This is a genomic window from Gimesia aquarii, from assembly GCF_007748195.1.
Classification (GTDB): Bacteria; Planctomycetota; Planctomycetia; order Planctomycetales; family Planctomycetaceae; genus Gimesia; species Gimesia aquarii.
Map to the genome: position 1 here is coordinate 1,416,603 of NZ_CP037920.1, position 13,288 is coordinate 1,429,890.

Genomic DNA, 13,288 nt, shown 5'->3' on the forward strand with positions numbered 1-13,288 from the left:
ACTAACCGAGGGATGAGGATAATCGCATGGCTGTTTTTTTGGGCGTGGATATTGGAACGAGTGGAACAAAAACACTGGCAATGCAGGAAGATGGTACAATTCTTTCTTCTGCGACCGTAGAGTATCCACTCTATAGTCCTCGCCCCGGTTGGTCGGAACAGAATCCGGAAGATTGGTGGCAGGCCACGATCAAAAGTGTTCGCAAAGTTTTGAAAACAGGTAAAATCAAGCCTGTCGATGTCAAAGGCATTGGACTAAGCGGACAGATGCATGGAAGTGTTTTTCTCAATAAAAAACATGAAGTGATTAGACCAGCTCTGCTTTGGAACGATCAGAGGACCGCTGCGGAATGTGCTGAAATCGAACAGCGTGCCGGTGGACGGAAAAAACTGATCAACATGGTGGCAAATCCGGCTCTGACAGGTTTTACAGCCCCCAAAATTCTTTGGCTTCGCAATCACGAAAAGAAAAACTTTGATAAAACTGTCCAGGTTTTATTACCAAAAGACTATGTCCGATTTCGATTGACAGGAGAATTCGCGACCGAGGTCAGCGACGCCTCGGGAACGTTACTGTTGAATGTCAAACAGCGGAAATGGAGCCGTCCATTGCTGAGAAAATTGGAATTGGATGAATCGCTGTTGCCCGAAGTTTATGAATCAGAAGATGTCAGTGGACGTCTAACTGAGCAGGCTGCTCGATTGTTGGGCCTTTCTAAAGGTGTCGCAGTTGTGGGAGGAGGCGGAGATCAGGCCGCCGGTGCTGTCGGTAATGGAATTGTGAAAAAAGGTGTGATCTCAGCGACCATGGGAACAAGCGGCGTTGTGTTTGCACATAGTGATGAGGTACAGATTGATCCTGAGGGGCGGGTGCATACTTTCTGTCATGCTGTGCGTAATAAGTGGCATGTGATGGGGGTGGTTCTCTCTGCGGGAGGCAGTTTGCAATGGTATCGAAATCAACTCTGTGAACAACAAGTGGCTAGCGCCAAACGAAAAAAGATCGATCCCTATCAACTCATTACCGAGCAGGCAGCTGAAGCTCCCGCCGGAAGTGAAGGCTTGTTTTTCTTACCTTATCTGACGGGTGAACGAACTCCTCATGCAGATCCTGATGCTCGTGCTGCCTGGATTGGATTAAGCTTGCGGCATGGGCGTCCCCATTTGAGCCGTGCCGTGATTGAGGGAGCGACTTATGCCATGCGAGACTCCCTGGAAATTATCAGAGAGCTGAATATCCCTGTGAAAGAGATTCGGCTCTCAGGTGGTGGGGCCAGGAGCAAATTCTGGCGTCAAATACAGGCAGATATTTATGGTCGAAAAGTAGTGACAATTAATGCGGAAGAAGGTCCAGCCTATGGTGTCGCGTTATTAGCGGCTGCAGGGACTGGTGCTTTTAAGGATGTAGTTGAAGCCTGCTCAGCCAGCATTCGTGTCGTTGAGAGCACGAACGTAAATTCTAAAGGGAAAAAAGTATACAACAAAGCTTATCCTGTATTTCGTAAGCTCTACACATCGCTCAAAGCTGATTTTCAGGACATCAAAGAACTGTTGGACTAAAAGAGTGTTCACTTGCTCCTGTTTCTCTGATGTAAAAGGTACAATGTTGTTTGGTCTTGTATTTCATGACTGAAAGAATGCGTTTCAAAACAATTTTTGGACATGTTAATTGTACAAGAGAGAATAAACAGTTAATTTAGGGGGAGTTTAGACACACTTTATAACGTGTCTCGTCTGTTGTATTTGGTCATTCCCGTTGATGGTGATAGAGTTCTTCGAAGTCTCACACACAGGATGCCGAAATAAACTCATTATGGATCCAATGAACCTGATCAGTTCAAATTTGGATAGAGTGGTGAAAAATAGCAGTTTAGTCCTGAATCTCTTCGATTTGCCTGAAGACAGTCTAAGAAGAATATAGTATAGTCTCTCCATTTCAGCCGATTTGCATTGACTATCAAAATCTGAAGACAGGCAAGATTTTGATTAGCTGGGCTTTGACTTGTGTTGATAAAGAGTAGGACAGTCTCATCAGATGACTAAACCCAAGCAAAATAATAGTGGATCCACTCAAGGCCCTTTTTGTGTCTGGTCGGGGATTGGAATCACTAATTTCATCAAGCTAATGAGGCTGCGTCCCACAATTCGTCCATCGGGCTTGTTTCGTTTGATTTCTTCCGGGTTGTTTAGTATTTCCAACTCCTGTCTGGGCTTATTGGAAAATCTGGTCTTCAGTCGCAAAGTCAATCGGACGGAATTAGAACCCCCCGTATTTATCATCGGTCATTGGCGAAGTGGTACAACGCTACTCCATAATCTTATGTCGATGGATCAACAGTTCATTTATCCTAATATGGGAGCAATGCTGTTTCCTTCACATTTTCTGTTAACAGAACCTGTATTTAAACATGTTTTGAAGTATTTGTTACCAAAACAGCGCCCCATGGATAATATGCCGGTGAATTGGGATTTACCTCAGGAAGATGAAACTTCCATCATGCTACTCCACCTGATGTCACCCTATCTGGCGATTGGTTTTAGTGATCAACCTGAGGTTTATGATCGCTATTATGAGTTGGATCAACTGACGCCGAAAGAAGAAGCAATTTGGAAAAAAACATTTTTATACTTTATGAAGAAACTGACCTACAAGGAAGGTATAAAAAAACACATTCTCTTGAAGTCACCTACTCACACATTCCGAATACCATTTCTGCTCAAAATGTTTCCCGATGCTCGTTTCATTTATATTTATCGGGATCCTTACAAAGTTTATAACTCAACTTTACATTTACGCCGTACCATGTTTGGCGATAATGGCTTTGCTCCTCTCAACATGCAAAAGTTAGAAGAGGATATGGCCAATATTTATCTAAATCACTTGGATGTTTATGATCGCGATCGGAAAACAGTACCAGAAGGTCAATTACACGAAGTTCGCTTTGAAGAACTCGAAGCCGACCCTGTGGGAGAATTGAGAAAAGTTTACGAGCATCTGAATCTTTCCGGCTTTGATGATCTAGAAACAAATATGCAGCCTTATCTGAAAGATCAAAAGTCGTATAAGAAAAATAAATACGAAATGGATGCAGCTCAGGAAAAGAAAATTTACGAGCGTTGGCAAAAAGCATTTGAGATGTTCGGTTATGATCGCCTGCCTTCTGAACAATTAGTGAAAGCACGCGTTGCTTCCTAACACGTGTTGCATCACAAACAGCAATCTTGAGTCAGCTTATTGCTCTGATTCTGGATGAGACTTCTTATCAGTCGTTTGCTGCTTTTTTTCTCTCAGTTCCAGAATCTGTTTTTCCAGTAAGCGCTGTTGGTCCTGAATTCGAGAAATCATTGTGGAAGACCGGATCCGGGATGCGCTCATATCTCCAATAGCAGACAGAATGACCCAGAACGCAATCAAGAGAATGCCTCCCCAGTACGCTGCAAACAAGCCCGGGTAAGATTTCCAGGGCATGTAAGGTGCATCCCCCACTACGATCAGGAAACCAATCAGAATCAGCAGACCTGAAGTTTGCATGCGTCTGCGGTATTGTTTTGAGAAAAAACTGAGATCGTCATCACTGAGGTCTGCATCGAGTTGACGGTGAAACCAGGACGTACGGTGTAGTTGAATTAACCCTGCTCCAAAGAGAACCAAAAGCGTTCCGACGATGATGCCCGGGATCGTATCTGTCACAATATCTGCATCCTTGATTGGTGGTGGAGGAAATCCCTTTGAATGTTGAAATGTCACCAAGTCAATCTTCCAATCTTCTCAATTTAAGTCTAACAAAATCAGGTTGAGATGAAACGTGTCTGATGGGATTATTTTGTAGACAGCTCGAGAGTGGAAACACGGCGAAAGGCCGCTGATTGATCATTTCTTCATAATTACAGCCAGTTTAGAGGGATAAATGGAGATGTTGCATTTTTTGAACATTTTCGACTTCGGTTTTATAGCCGGTTGTTCACGTCAGCAAGTGACAAATTGAGAATCCTCAAAATGTTAAGTGACGTAGATTCGACTATAGACAATCTCCGTTAATGGTGCTCCTGATTCGATATCACAGAAATGACTTTCGGTAGAGAACGGAACATAATCGTAAAATAAATGCCAACTAATATGACACCGGGAATCCACCAATAAAGTGTTGTCTGTAATTCTTCTGGTGGAGGAGATGTATTGAAGATAGTCAAACTGTATTCAGGGTTTAAGCCAGGAAGGATATAAGGATAAAGGGCGGCCGCGCCACTAAATAAAAGCAGATACATGAAAAAGGAAGAACATAAAAACGCGGCCATGTTCCAGTTATTGATTCGAAAGAAAAGTGAACCCGCCAAGAAAAAAAGAGCTCCCAGGGGGAGAAAGATGAGCCATGAGTGAGTAGCAAAATTTTCTTTGGTGTGCGGTTGAACGACATAACTGGCAATGAGAGTCACTATGGTCAATCCGACAGTCGTCAGCCAAAAGCTGGTTGCACATTTCCGAGCGCGCTGTTGAACGAGACCATCAGTTTTAGCAACGAGCCAAAGTGAACCATGGTGCAAAAAAATCGAAGCAGAAGTGACACCGCTGAGAACTGTGTACCAGTCAAGAATTCCTGTCTGTTTGCTAATTCGAAAATCCGTCCAGAGAGGCTCAAAGAAAGTCCCTTCTGCATTTAACGGAACTCCTCGAAAGATATTGGCCAATGCCGCTCCCAGAATCACAATGAGCAAGCCACTGGAAACAAACAACATGATGTTCCAAAAATGGACCCAGAGGGAATCAGAAAAATAGTGAGGTAACTCGATACTGATTGCTCGAAAGAGTAACAGCCAGACAACCATGGTCAAAGGGAGATAAAACCCACTAAACATGGAACTCAAAAATGCGGGAAAGGCCAACATCATTGTTCCGCCAGCGGCAATCAACCAGACTTCATTTCCATCCCAGACAGGTGCAATCGACTGGATAACCTGTTTTTGTTCCTGTCGATTCTTAGCGATAAATAGATGTAACACACCAACACCCAGATCAAAACCATCCAACACAAGATAGGTCGAGATCATCAATAACAACAGGATATACCAGAGGGTTTCCATACTTCTAAGTTCCTCCCTCAGTTGCTAAATCAGGTTGATCAGTATCAATTGGTTCTGGTCCCTGATTAATGATACGTGTTGCGAGAAAAAAGTAGAGTACTGATAAAAACAGGTAAAGGCCCATAAAACCCAATAATGTGAAGAGAACATTACCTTGCGAAACATTTTGGGATGCTCCATCAGCCGTTTTCATCAAACCGTAGATCACCCAGGGCTGGCGACCGATTTCTGTGGTGAACCAACCAGCCGTATTCGCAATAAAAGGAAATGGGAGTGACAGCATTAAGAGCCAGAGTATTACGCGATTGGTATATAACCTTCGTTGCCAAAGCAGGAACGCGCTTATTCCCATTAAGGCAATAAACAATGTTCCGAGCCCCGCCATGATATGATACGAAAAATACAAGAGTTCTACATTGTCTGGCCAGAGCTCTCGATCGTATTCTGTGAGGCCTTTCACTTTTGCATTCCAGCTGGCGTGCGTCAAAAAAGAAAGTGCTTTGGGAATGATAACGGGATTGTCAATTTTGAGTTCGTCCATATTTGGCTGGCCTATGAGAATTAAGCCAGCGCCATCTTCAGTATGAAAGTGGCCTTCCATCGCTGCGAACTTGATGGGCTGATGTTTCTGTACCTGTTTTGCTTCCCAGTCGCCAGTCGGGACTGCAGCAATAATGCTGGAGAAAAGTCCGACGATAACTGAGACCTTAAGGTACCGCCGAGTCAATTCAACATGTTGCCCCTTTAATAAATAATAGGCGGCAATCGCTGACATCGTAAAGCTACCTGTGATCACAGAGCCAGTCATCGTATGCAGATATTGTTTGATTGCCCAGGGATTACTGAGCAGTGCTCCAATACTTGTGAGGTGATAAACTCCATCTTCGGAAATTCGATATCCAACAGGGTGTTGCATGAAGGCATTGGTGCAGACAATGAAATAACCGCTTAACCATGTACCGAAAAGTAATAAAAATGAAACACCCCAATGAGCCATTTTTCCGAGTTTTTTCTCTCCAAAAATTAACAGATAAAGAAACGTCGACTCGAGAAAAAAGGCAAACATTCCCTCCATCGCCAAAGTCTGTCCCAAAATGGATCCTGTCGATTTGACGAGCTGTGACCAGTTTGTACCAAATTGAAATTCAAGGGGGATTCCCGTGACAACTCCCATGAGAAATGTGAGACCGAAGATTTTTAACCAGAAGCGAGCTGCGGTATCTGCCCACGGGTGGCCACACAGCCCGATGCTCTTGAGAATAAAGATCAACAGCGCTAAACCCATCGTTAATTGCGGGAACAAATAGTGATACGAAACGGTAAAAGCAAATTGGACGCGATGCAGAAGAAGTGAATCAATCATCGATTTGATCCCATTTCGTCGATGGTGTGTTGGCTTTCGGAAATCGTGGTGCAGAACATTGTTCACAGTCTAAATTAGGGAATATTCTGCAGCCAGTAAATGATGACTTTCCCGACTTTTGCCATGCTTGTACCAGAGCAATACCGGGGAATGTCTCGCGTTGTGTGCCAGACCGGATAGTCAAAATCGATAATGTCACAGGTTGGTATGTGGGCGATTTCATTTAAAGGTAAATGATCATCCCGAATTTCAAATTTGACTTTCGGAATAAATTGTCTGACACCTGTTTTTTGAGCGGCTTGCCAGATGCTGCGCGTCAGCTTGGGAGCGTATTTAATACTGTTCTTCTCCATATAGATCATGAGATTTTTATCAGCAATCATGTCAAACAGGATACCATAGACGTATTCAAAATCTCGTGCCTGAGTTTTGTATTGATTGGCAAAATACTTGGAGCCAAGAAAATAAGGATCATTTTCGCGGTACACAAGCTCTTCACCATCAAAAAAAACAAAATCTATCCCATAACCGTGACTGATTTTGAGGTCGCGTATCACGTTTCCCAACTCCATCAAGAACGCAACTCCACTGGCCCCATCGTTAGCACCAATGAACAGGCCACGTGGTTGTGTTCGATCGCGATCGGGATAAGGCCTGGTATCATAATGGCAGGCGAAAAGTATCCTTTTTTTGGCTTCTGGGTACCAGCTGATAATCATATTATTCATCCGCACCGGATTTCCAGTTAAGGGATGCGGGGCATCAAATGTCTGAAAATGAACTTTCGCTTTGAGTTTCCTGAAATGCTCCGAAATCATTTTTTGTTGTTCAGCCATCCCCGGAGAACCACTCATACGAGATCTGAGACGGCAAATTTTTTTCAAATATCCATAAGAGCGTTCTGCATTAAAAACCGGTGTTACTTTTGGCTCTGCGGTAGTACCGCAGGCAAGTGAAGTTACCGAGATCAGCATCATTAGAATCAGACATCGGATCATTTGCCTCCAAGGCTTCGACGTATTCATTCGCTTCATTAATCCCCTGCTAATTGAAGTGATCCGAGTAAAACGACAATTCTTAACTTGTATTATGAATTTTACATCAATAATAGTCTGATCGACATACAAACAATTGCCGTGTACAACACAGCGCGTATGAATGAGTCTCCTTTACTGACAGCAAGATGAGATCCAATCCAGCCACCAAGGGACATACCAGCCATGAGGAACAAACCGGTAATCCAGTCAATCTTGCCTTCCCAGGCAAAGATCCCGATCGCAAACACAGTATAGATCGCCACAATAAACACTTTATGCATATTGGTTCGTAATAAGTCCAATTTCATGACATTATTAATGATGGCAATGATAATGAATCCAACACCCGCCTGGATAAATCCACCATAAAAACCTACCAGTACCATCAGAAAATGACCTGTTGTTAGCCTGCGTCTCTGATCAATCGAATCTTTCGCTTCGAGATCATTTTGATCAAGACTTTTTACATCATTTTCTGGATTCCGTTTCGATTTTTTCTTTTTGCGTTCTCCCAGAATCATCGTGACTAGTACACCCAGCATGACCACCGCTAATACGCGATTAAACCAGACACCACTGAGTTTTGTTCCCAGAAAAGCGCCTAGGAAAGTGCCGGGAATGGCGCACAACGCGAGGGAAAAACTGAGCCGAAAGTCTGAGAACCCTTTTTGTCGAAATCCGGCAATTGCGGTCACATTCTGCCCCAGTATGGCAACACGAGCTGTTCCGTTTGTAGTTGCCCCTGGCATTCCTAAGAAAATCATTGTGGGCATTAATATCAATGAGCCTCCGCCGGCCAATACATTCAGAATGCCAGCGATAATACCTACACCTGCTAATAATAGATTTTGCCAGAGGTCCAAGTCTGTTGCTTTCTCTCAAGTGATTTGAAATCCAGGGGCAGATTTCGTACCAGTATTCTTTTGGATCATCATTTTTATTTTCGATTTTACTTGATTAAACAATCAGTGAGGCAATCATTCCGGACAACACGATTCCGTCCCAAGTCCCTGCCCCACCAATGCTAACACACGGTGCTTTCAGTTTTTTGAATTCGTTCCAGTGTAGTAGGTCCGCACCAATCAGTGGGCCAGAGATTCCTATCACGAACGCAATGGGAGAATATAATGACCCAAAGTCAGCTCCGACTGTTCCCATCATTGGTCCGATGATGGCAAATCCAAACCAGGTTGCCAAGACAGCCACAAGCGGAGGGATGAACACAGGCATCGCGATTCCCATACCTGGGACCAGGCGAGACGTGTTATAGCATACGACTGTGTTGAATATGATTCCTGCCAAGGTGACGTATATGGGAGTCGAACCACCTGAAATAATAAATTGTGATAGCCAGATTGCCAGGAAAATAGGAATGACACAACCACCCAGGTTGACCGCAATTATGGCCTCCTGTCTTAATCGTTTCATTTGAGGCATGAAATTCAAGCCTGCCACCGATTCAAAAACGGGAACGTTTACTTCCTGGTCAAGCGGAAACCGGGAGATGGGAATATTGATCAAAGATCCGAAAATCATCCCGATTAAAACCAAAATGGCAGTGGGAGGTGAGAGGTGCAGGTTTGTTAAGGCTGTTTCCGCCAGATCAACAAAGATCAATGGCATCAAACAGCCAAAAAAGACGATTAATGTCAGGATCATGCAGCCGGATAACTGGGTGGCTTGTACATTATTCGGTTGCGGATTAGACACGGTCAATTTTCTTTCTGTGATGCTGGATCAGAGATATCTGGGGTAGTGGTATTAAGTTAAGGCCAAGGTAGAATTTTGTCACTCCTGGGAGTCATTTTAGTCACTTCACGGCGATTCCTGCAGGCTATCAGAGGGAATATTCGGAACAATTCCTACCTTCTCGATGAATTCATCTATGGGATCAGCTTGCGAAGGATGAAATTCCTTCAAGGCTGGTTACAATCATAGTATGGCAGGAAATTCTTTTGGACAAGCGTTTCGGATTACGACGGCAGGCGAAAGCCACGGTCCGGGCAATGTGGTGATTATAGATGGTGTTCCTCCGGGAATCCCGATCAGCGTGGAAGATTTACTCGTAGATCTCAACCGTCGGAAACCGGGACAAAGTAAAATTGTGACGCAACGCAAAGAAGCCGACCATCCCGAAATTCTCGCTGGTGTTTTTGAGGGGATTACGACAGGAACCAGCCTCGCGATTCTGATTCGTAACGAAGATCAGCGAAGTAAAGATTACAGCGATATCAAAGACAAATACCGTCCCGGGCATGCCGATTATACTTACGATGCGAAATATGGATTTCGAGATTATCGGGGTGGTGGGCGATCGAGTGCCAGAGAAACGAATGTCCGTGTTGCCGCAGGAGTGGTTGCCAAAAAAATTCTCGAAGCGGCCTTCGGTGGACATGTTGTCGGGTATGTGACGCAGGTAGGCGATCTTCGGGCACGAATTGAAGATCCTGCCACAGTGACCATCGATCAAGTTGAGAAAATGTCTGATGGTGAATTGAATCCGGTTCGCTGTCCCGATCATGAAGTCGCCAGCCAAATGATCGAGCTGATCGATCAAGTGCGTAAGGAAGGCGATTCAATCGGTGGAGTTGCTGAAGTGGTGGCCACCAATGTTCCTGCGGGGTTGGGAGAACCGGTCTTCGATAAATTAAAAGCAGATATTGCTAAAGCGTTATTCAGCATTCCTGCTGTTTTGGGAGTGGAATATGGCTCAGGCTTTGCATGTGCCACAATGCGAGGAAGTGAGAATAATGACCATTTTATCGCTGGTGAAAATTCGAATGTAGATACTCCTGTGATTACGACTGATTCCAATCGACATGGTGGAAGTCTCGGTGGTATTTCAACAGGGCAACCACTGGTCTTTCGGGCTGCAGTTAAACCCACAAGTAGTTTGTTGATCGAACAACCCACGGTCACAAAACAGGGTGAGCCTACTTCGATCAAAACGAAGGGGCGTCATGATCCGTGTCTGTTGCCTCGATTTGTACCTATTGCGGAAGCCATGATTGCGATCACTCTGGCCGATCATTGGCTCCGTTGGCGTGCTCAGTGTGCGGCAGCCCCTGATCGAACTCAGGACAACTGAAGAGAGTAAATCATCATGGCCTGGATACAAAAACAGATTCGATTGCCTGCCTTAAGACGTGGTTTTCATATTATTACGCATGAAGTCCTCAGCGAAATCCCGGAACTTTCGCAAATTGAGGTGGGATTGATGCATGTATTTATTATGCACACATCGGCTTCTTTATCGATCAATGAAAATGCCGATCCTGATGTTCCGCGTGATCTGGAGATGGCATTCAATAGTATTGCGCCGGAATCACTGCCTTATGTGCATACATGCGAAGGCCCTGACGACATGCCCGCTCATGTCAAAGCATCAATGATTGGTAATTCCCTTACAATTCCTATCAGCGGTGGCCGACTCTGCCTGGGTACCTGGCAGGGAATTTACCTTTGTGAACACCGCAATCACGCCAGCGGGCGTCAGCTTGTCGTCACGATTCAAGGTGAGTAGTTAACTCTTCAAGTTAAACTAAGCATCCTCATTACCTACACAATACAGGTGCTTGTCTGAGCGGATAAAGATTTGCCCATCGCTTATCGCAGGAGTTGCACTGAAGTCTTCATTTTCATCAGTCAGTCGATTGACTGAAAGCTGTTCCAGTTTATCGCCAGCTTTGATGACATAGGTTTCTCCAGAGCGAGAGACGAAATAGACCTTGCCATCGGCAATCACCGGTGAGGAATAGTCACTTCCTCGAAAACCGCCTCGGCCTCTGCCAGAGCGACTTTCAGATTGTTCCTCTCGATTGTTAGTTACATCAGAGTCACCCTTGTCTAGACGGCCTCGAAAGATACGTTCGCCTGTCTTGGCATCAATACAGTTCGCAATACCCCGAGAGAAGAAATAAATCCGACCCTGGTAAATGATCGGGGTTTCAATCCGATTGGAATCGCGTCCAGACCAGAGAACATGTGTTTTCGTCACGTCTCCTTTACCATCGGCTCGTACCGCGATTGATCCACCACCACGTCCTTCAATTCCATAAACGATACCATCATGGGCGATGACACTTGAGCAATACGTTTCAGTCGGCATCGCCTCACAGTACCAGCGGAGCTTTCCGGTATCGGGATTGAGACTCCAGATTTCGTAGGGAACACCAATTACCAGATCGGTTCTGTCCTCATCAATTGGAACCAGTATGGGAGTTCCCCAGGTCGCATTAAACCCCGTTGATTCCTGCCGCCAGACCTCTTTGCCGGTTTTTTTATTCAGAGCGACAAGTGCCTCGCTTTCGGCGGTTGCGGTCACAATCAAAAGGTTCTTATATAGAATAGGACTTGAGGAAGAACCCCACCTGCGTGGATCCAGTTCATCACCTGTAATCGTTTGCCAAAGCTGATTTCCATCGAGATCAAAGGCGACTGCACCTGATTTTCCAAAATAGGCATACACCCGCTTGCCATCAGAAACGGGTGTATGTGAAGCATAGCCATGTTCGGCGAACATGCCTGTGTATACGTCTTCTGGCAGAACGGGTTCTACAGTCTTGTCCCATAGGATCTTGCCGGACTGACGGTTCAGGCAAATCAAATGCCGTCTGAGATCTTTTTGGTCCCCAGGATTATTACGATTTAATCCATAACCTGACCAGCAAGTGACAAATACTTTGTCACCGACGATGATCGGGCTGGATGAACCAGGACCTGGTAACGCCGCTTTCCACATCAGGTTTTTCTGATCGCTCCATTTGGTAGGAGTTGCCTGCTTTTCGTCAGAAACTCCTGAACCGTTGGGTCCCCGAAACCGCATCCAGTCTGCCTGGACGTTTGATGAGATCAGTATCAGCAAAGCGAACACAGCAATCTTGAATGTCATAACGACGTACCTCAAGACGAAATGAAGTAAGAAACGACATGTACGTTACTATGAGTTAATCTTCTAACTCGGGACGTTTAGGGCGTTCTTTACCAGAATCTCGCTTTCCACGTTCTCTACCACCTGATCGGCCACGTGATTGAAACCGCTCCATCATTTTCTTTAACTCGTCTTTATCAATGACCTTGTCTTGATTGGTATCAATCCGATCAAATATAGGTTGCATCCGTTCTGGAAGCTCATCTTTCGTTAGTTTTCCATCTTCATTTTTATCATTCTTCATAATCCGTTCTATGAAGTCTCCGCCACGATTTCTATTTCGATCTCCGTCGCCTCCATCATTTCTGCCACGATCCCCGTCGCGTGGTCCTCTACCTTCTGGACCTCCAGGGCCACGACGATCTCCATCACGTGGTCCTCTTCCCTCTGGACCGCCAGGACCACGTCGATCACCGTCTCGTCTACCAAAATTAGGACGCAGTTCCTCTTCGGTCAACTTTCCGTTTTTATCTTTGTCCAGCTTTTGAAGAGCGGCAGTAGCGTTTTCCATTTCCTCTTTGGAAATTTCTCCATCTTTATTGGCGTCTAAAACAATAATGATGGGCATGATCGTCATGATATTAGGACGCCCTCCTGGACCTCTTCGACCAGGGCCACGGTCTCCTCTTTCAGGCCGATCTCCCTGATCTCTTCTTTCTGGCCGATCACCGCGTTCTCTACGCTCTGGTCGGTCTCCCCGATCTGCGTCACGTTTTTCCCCTTCAGGAGGTTGGGCAAATACAAGTGTGGTGGCACAGACTGCGAGTAGAGCTGTGTAGACAGAAAAACGATTTGCGATACGCATCAGAGTGTCTCCGGATAGAGGGTTAGAAGTGATAAGTGTCTATCTTTGAATACTTTACAGTCTTTTAGTAATAAA

General features: G+C 45.1%; 12 protein-coding genes. 4 read left to right on the forward strand and 8 right to left on the reverse strand.

Annotated elements, in window-relative coordinates; translation table 11 throughout:
* The first annotated feature begins 26 nt into the window (after positions 1-26).
* The gene (xylB, locus tag V144x_RS05845; RefSeq protein ID WP_144982759.1) at positions 27-1,559 is read left to right on the forward strand and encodes a xylulokinase; all 1,533 of its coding nucleotides are present in this window, start codon (positions 27-29) and stop codon (positions 1,557-1,559) included.
* Between the two features lie 475 nt (positions 1,560-2,034).
* Positions 2,035-3,195, forward strand: a complete 1,161-nt coding sequence (locus V144x_RS05850; RefSeq protein WP_144982763.1) for a sulfotransferase family protein — start codon at positions 2,035-2,037, stop codon at positions 3,193-3,195.
* Between the two features lie 36 nt (positions 3,196-3,231).
* On the opposite strand, the gene V144x_RS05855 is transcribed toward V144x_RS05850, so the two are convergent.
* The 6 genes from V144x_RS05855 to V144x_RS05880 form a co-directional block, all read right to left on the reverse strand.
* Positions 3,232-3,747 (reverse strand): sugar porter family MFS transporter, encoded by a 516-nt coding sequence (locus tag V144x_RS05855; RefSeq protein WP_144982766.1) that lies wholly within the window; start codon positions 3,745-3,747, stop codon positions 3,232-3,234.
* Between the two features lie 287 nt (positions 3,748-4,034).
* Positions 4,035-5,078: a cytochrome d ubiquinol oxidase subunit II gene (cydB, locus tag V144x_RS05860; RefSeq protein WP_144982769.1), complete on the reverse strand. Its 1,044-nt coding sequence runs from the start codon at positions 5,076-5,078 to the stop codon at positions 4,035-4,037.
* Positions 5,079-5,082: 4 nt separating this feature from the next.
* Positions 5,083-6,441 carry a cytochrome ubiquinol oxidase subunit I gene (locus tag V144x_RS05865; protein WP_144982772.1) on the reverse strand — a complete coding sequence of 453 codons (1,359 nt, stop codon included), beginning with the start codon at positions 6,439-6,441 and terminating at the stop codon, positions 5,083-5,085.
* 74 nt (positions 6,442-6,515) lie between these two features.
* A complete protein-coding gene (locus V144x_RS05870; RefSeq protein WP_144982775.1) occupies positions 6,516-7,439 on the reverse strand; it encodes a M28 family peptidase in 924 nt (307 codons plus the stop codon).
* A gap of 98 nt (positions 7,440-7,537) precedes the next feature.
* Positions 7,538-8,341 carry a sulfite exporter TauE/SafE family protein gene (locus tag V144x_RS05875; protein WP_144982778.1) on the reverse strand — a complete coding sequence of 268 codons (804 nt, stop codon included), beginning with the start codon at positions 8,339-8,341 and terminating at the stop codon, positions 7,538-7,540.
* A 94-nt stretch (positions 8,342-8,435) separates the two neighbouring features.
* Entirely contained in the window at positions 8,436-9,188 is a 753-nt protein-coding gene (locus V144x_RS05880; protein WP_144982781.1) for a DUF1614 domain-containing protein, read from the reverse strand.
* A 229-nt stretch (positions 9,189-9,417) separates the two neighbouring features.
* Between V144x_RS05880 and aroC the strand changes: the two genes are divergently transcribed.
* Both aroC and V144x_RS05890 read left to right on the forward strand, forming a co-directional pair.
* Positions 9,418-10,566, forward strand: coding sequence for a chorismate synthase (gene aroC / locus V144x_RS05885; protein WP_144982784.1), 1,149 nt, complete (start codon positions 9,418-9,420; stop codon positions 10,564-10,566).
* A gap of 15 nt (positions 10,567-10,581) precedes the next feature.
* On the forward strand, positions 10,582-11,001 hold the full coding sequence (locus V144x_RS05890; protein ID WP_197998776.1) for a secondary thiamine-phosphate synthase enzyme YjbQ: 420 nt from the start codon (positions 10,582-10,584) through the stop codon (positions 10,999-11,001).
* Between the two features lie 18 nt (positions 11,002-11,019).
* Here V144x_RS05890 and V144x_RS05895 read toward each other — a convergent pair whose 3' ends face one another.
* Both V144x_RS05895 and V144x_RS05900 read right to left on the reverse strand, forming a co-directional pair.
* Positions 11,020-12,369, reverse strand: coding sequence for an outer membrane protein assembly factor BamB family protein (locus V144x_RS05895; protein WP_144982792.1), 1,350 nt, complete (start codon positions 12,367-12,369; stop codon positions 11,020-11,022).
* 55 nt (positions 12,370-12,424) lie between these two features.
* Positions 12,425-13,213, reverse strand: a complete 789-nt coding sequence (locus tag V144x_RS05900) for an EF-hand domain-containing protein (RefSeq protein ID WP_144982795.1) — start codon at positions 13,211-13,213, stop codon at positions 12,425-12,427.
* Positions 13,214-13,288 lie beyond the last annotated feature (75 nt).

Coding starts and splice junctions, on each gene's coding strand:
- xylB (WP_144982759.1), top strand. CDS start 27: ATGGCTGTTTTTTTGGGCGTGGATATTGGAACGAGTGGAACAAAAACA.
- V144x_RS05850 (WP_144982763.1), top strand. CDS start 2,035: ATGACTAAACCCAAGCAAAATAATAGTGGATCCACTCAAGGCCCTTTT.
- cydB (WP_144982769.1), bottom strand. CDS start 5,078: ATGGAAACCCTCTGGTATATCCTGTTGTTATTGATGATCTCGACCTAT.
- V144x_RS05865 (WP_144982772.1), bottom strand. CDS start 6,441: ATGATTGATTCACTTCTTCTGCATCGCGTCCAATTTGCTTTTACCGTT.
- V144x_RS05870 (WP_144982775.1), bottom strand. CDS start 7,439: ATGATCCGATGTCTGATTCTAATGATGCTGATCTCGGTAACTTCACTT.
- aroC (WP_144982784.1), top strand. CDS start 9,418: ATGGCAGGAAATTCTTTTGGACAAGCGTTTCGGATTACGACGGCAGGC.
- V144x_RS05890 (WP_197998776.1), top strand. CDS start 10,582: ATGGCCTGGATACAAAAACAGATTCGATTGCCTGCCTTAAGACGTGGT.
- V144x_RS05895 (WP_144982792.1), bottom strand. CDS start 12,369: ATGACATTCAAGATTGCTGTGTTCGCTTTGCTGATACTGATCTCATCA.
- V144x_RS05900 (WP_144982795.1), bottom strand. CDS start 13,213: ATGCGTATCGCAAATCGTTTTTCTGTCTACACAGCTCTACTCGCAGTC.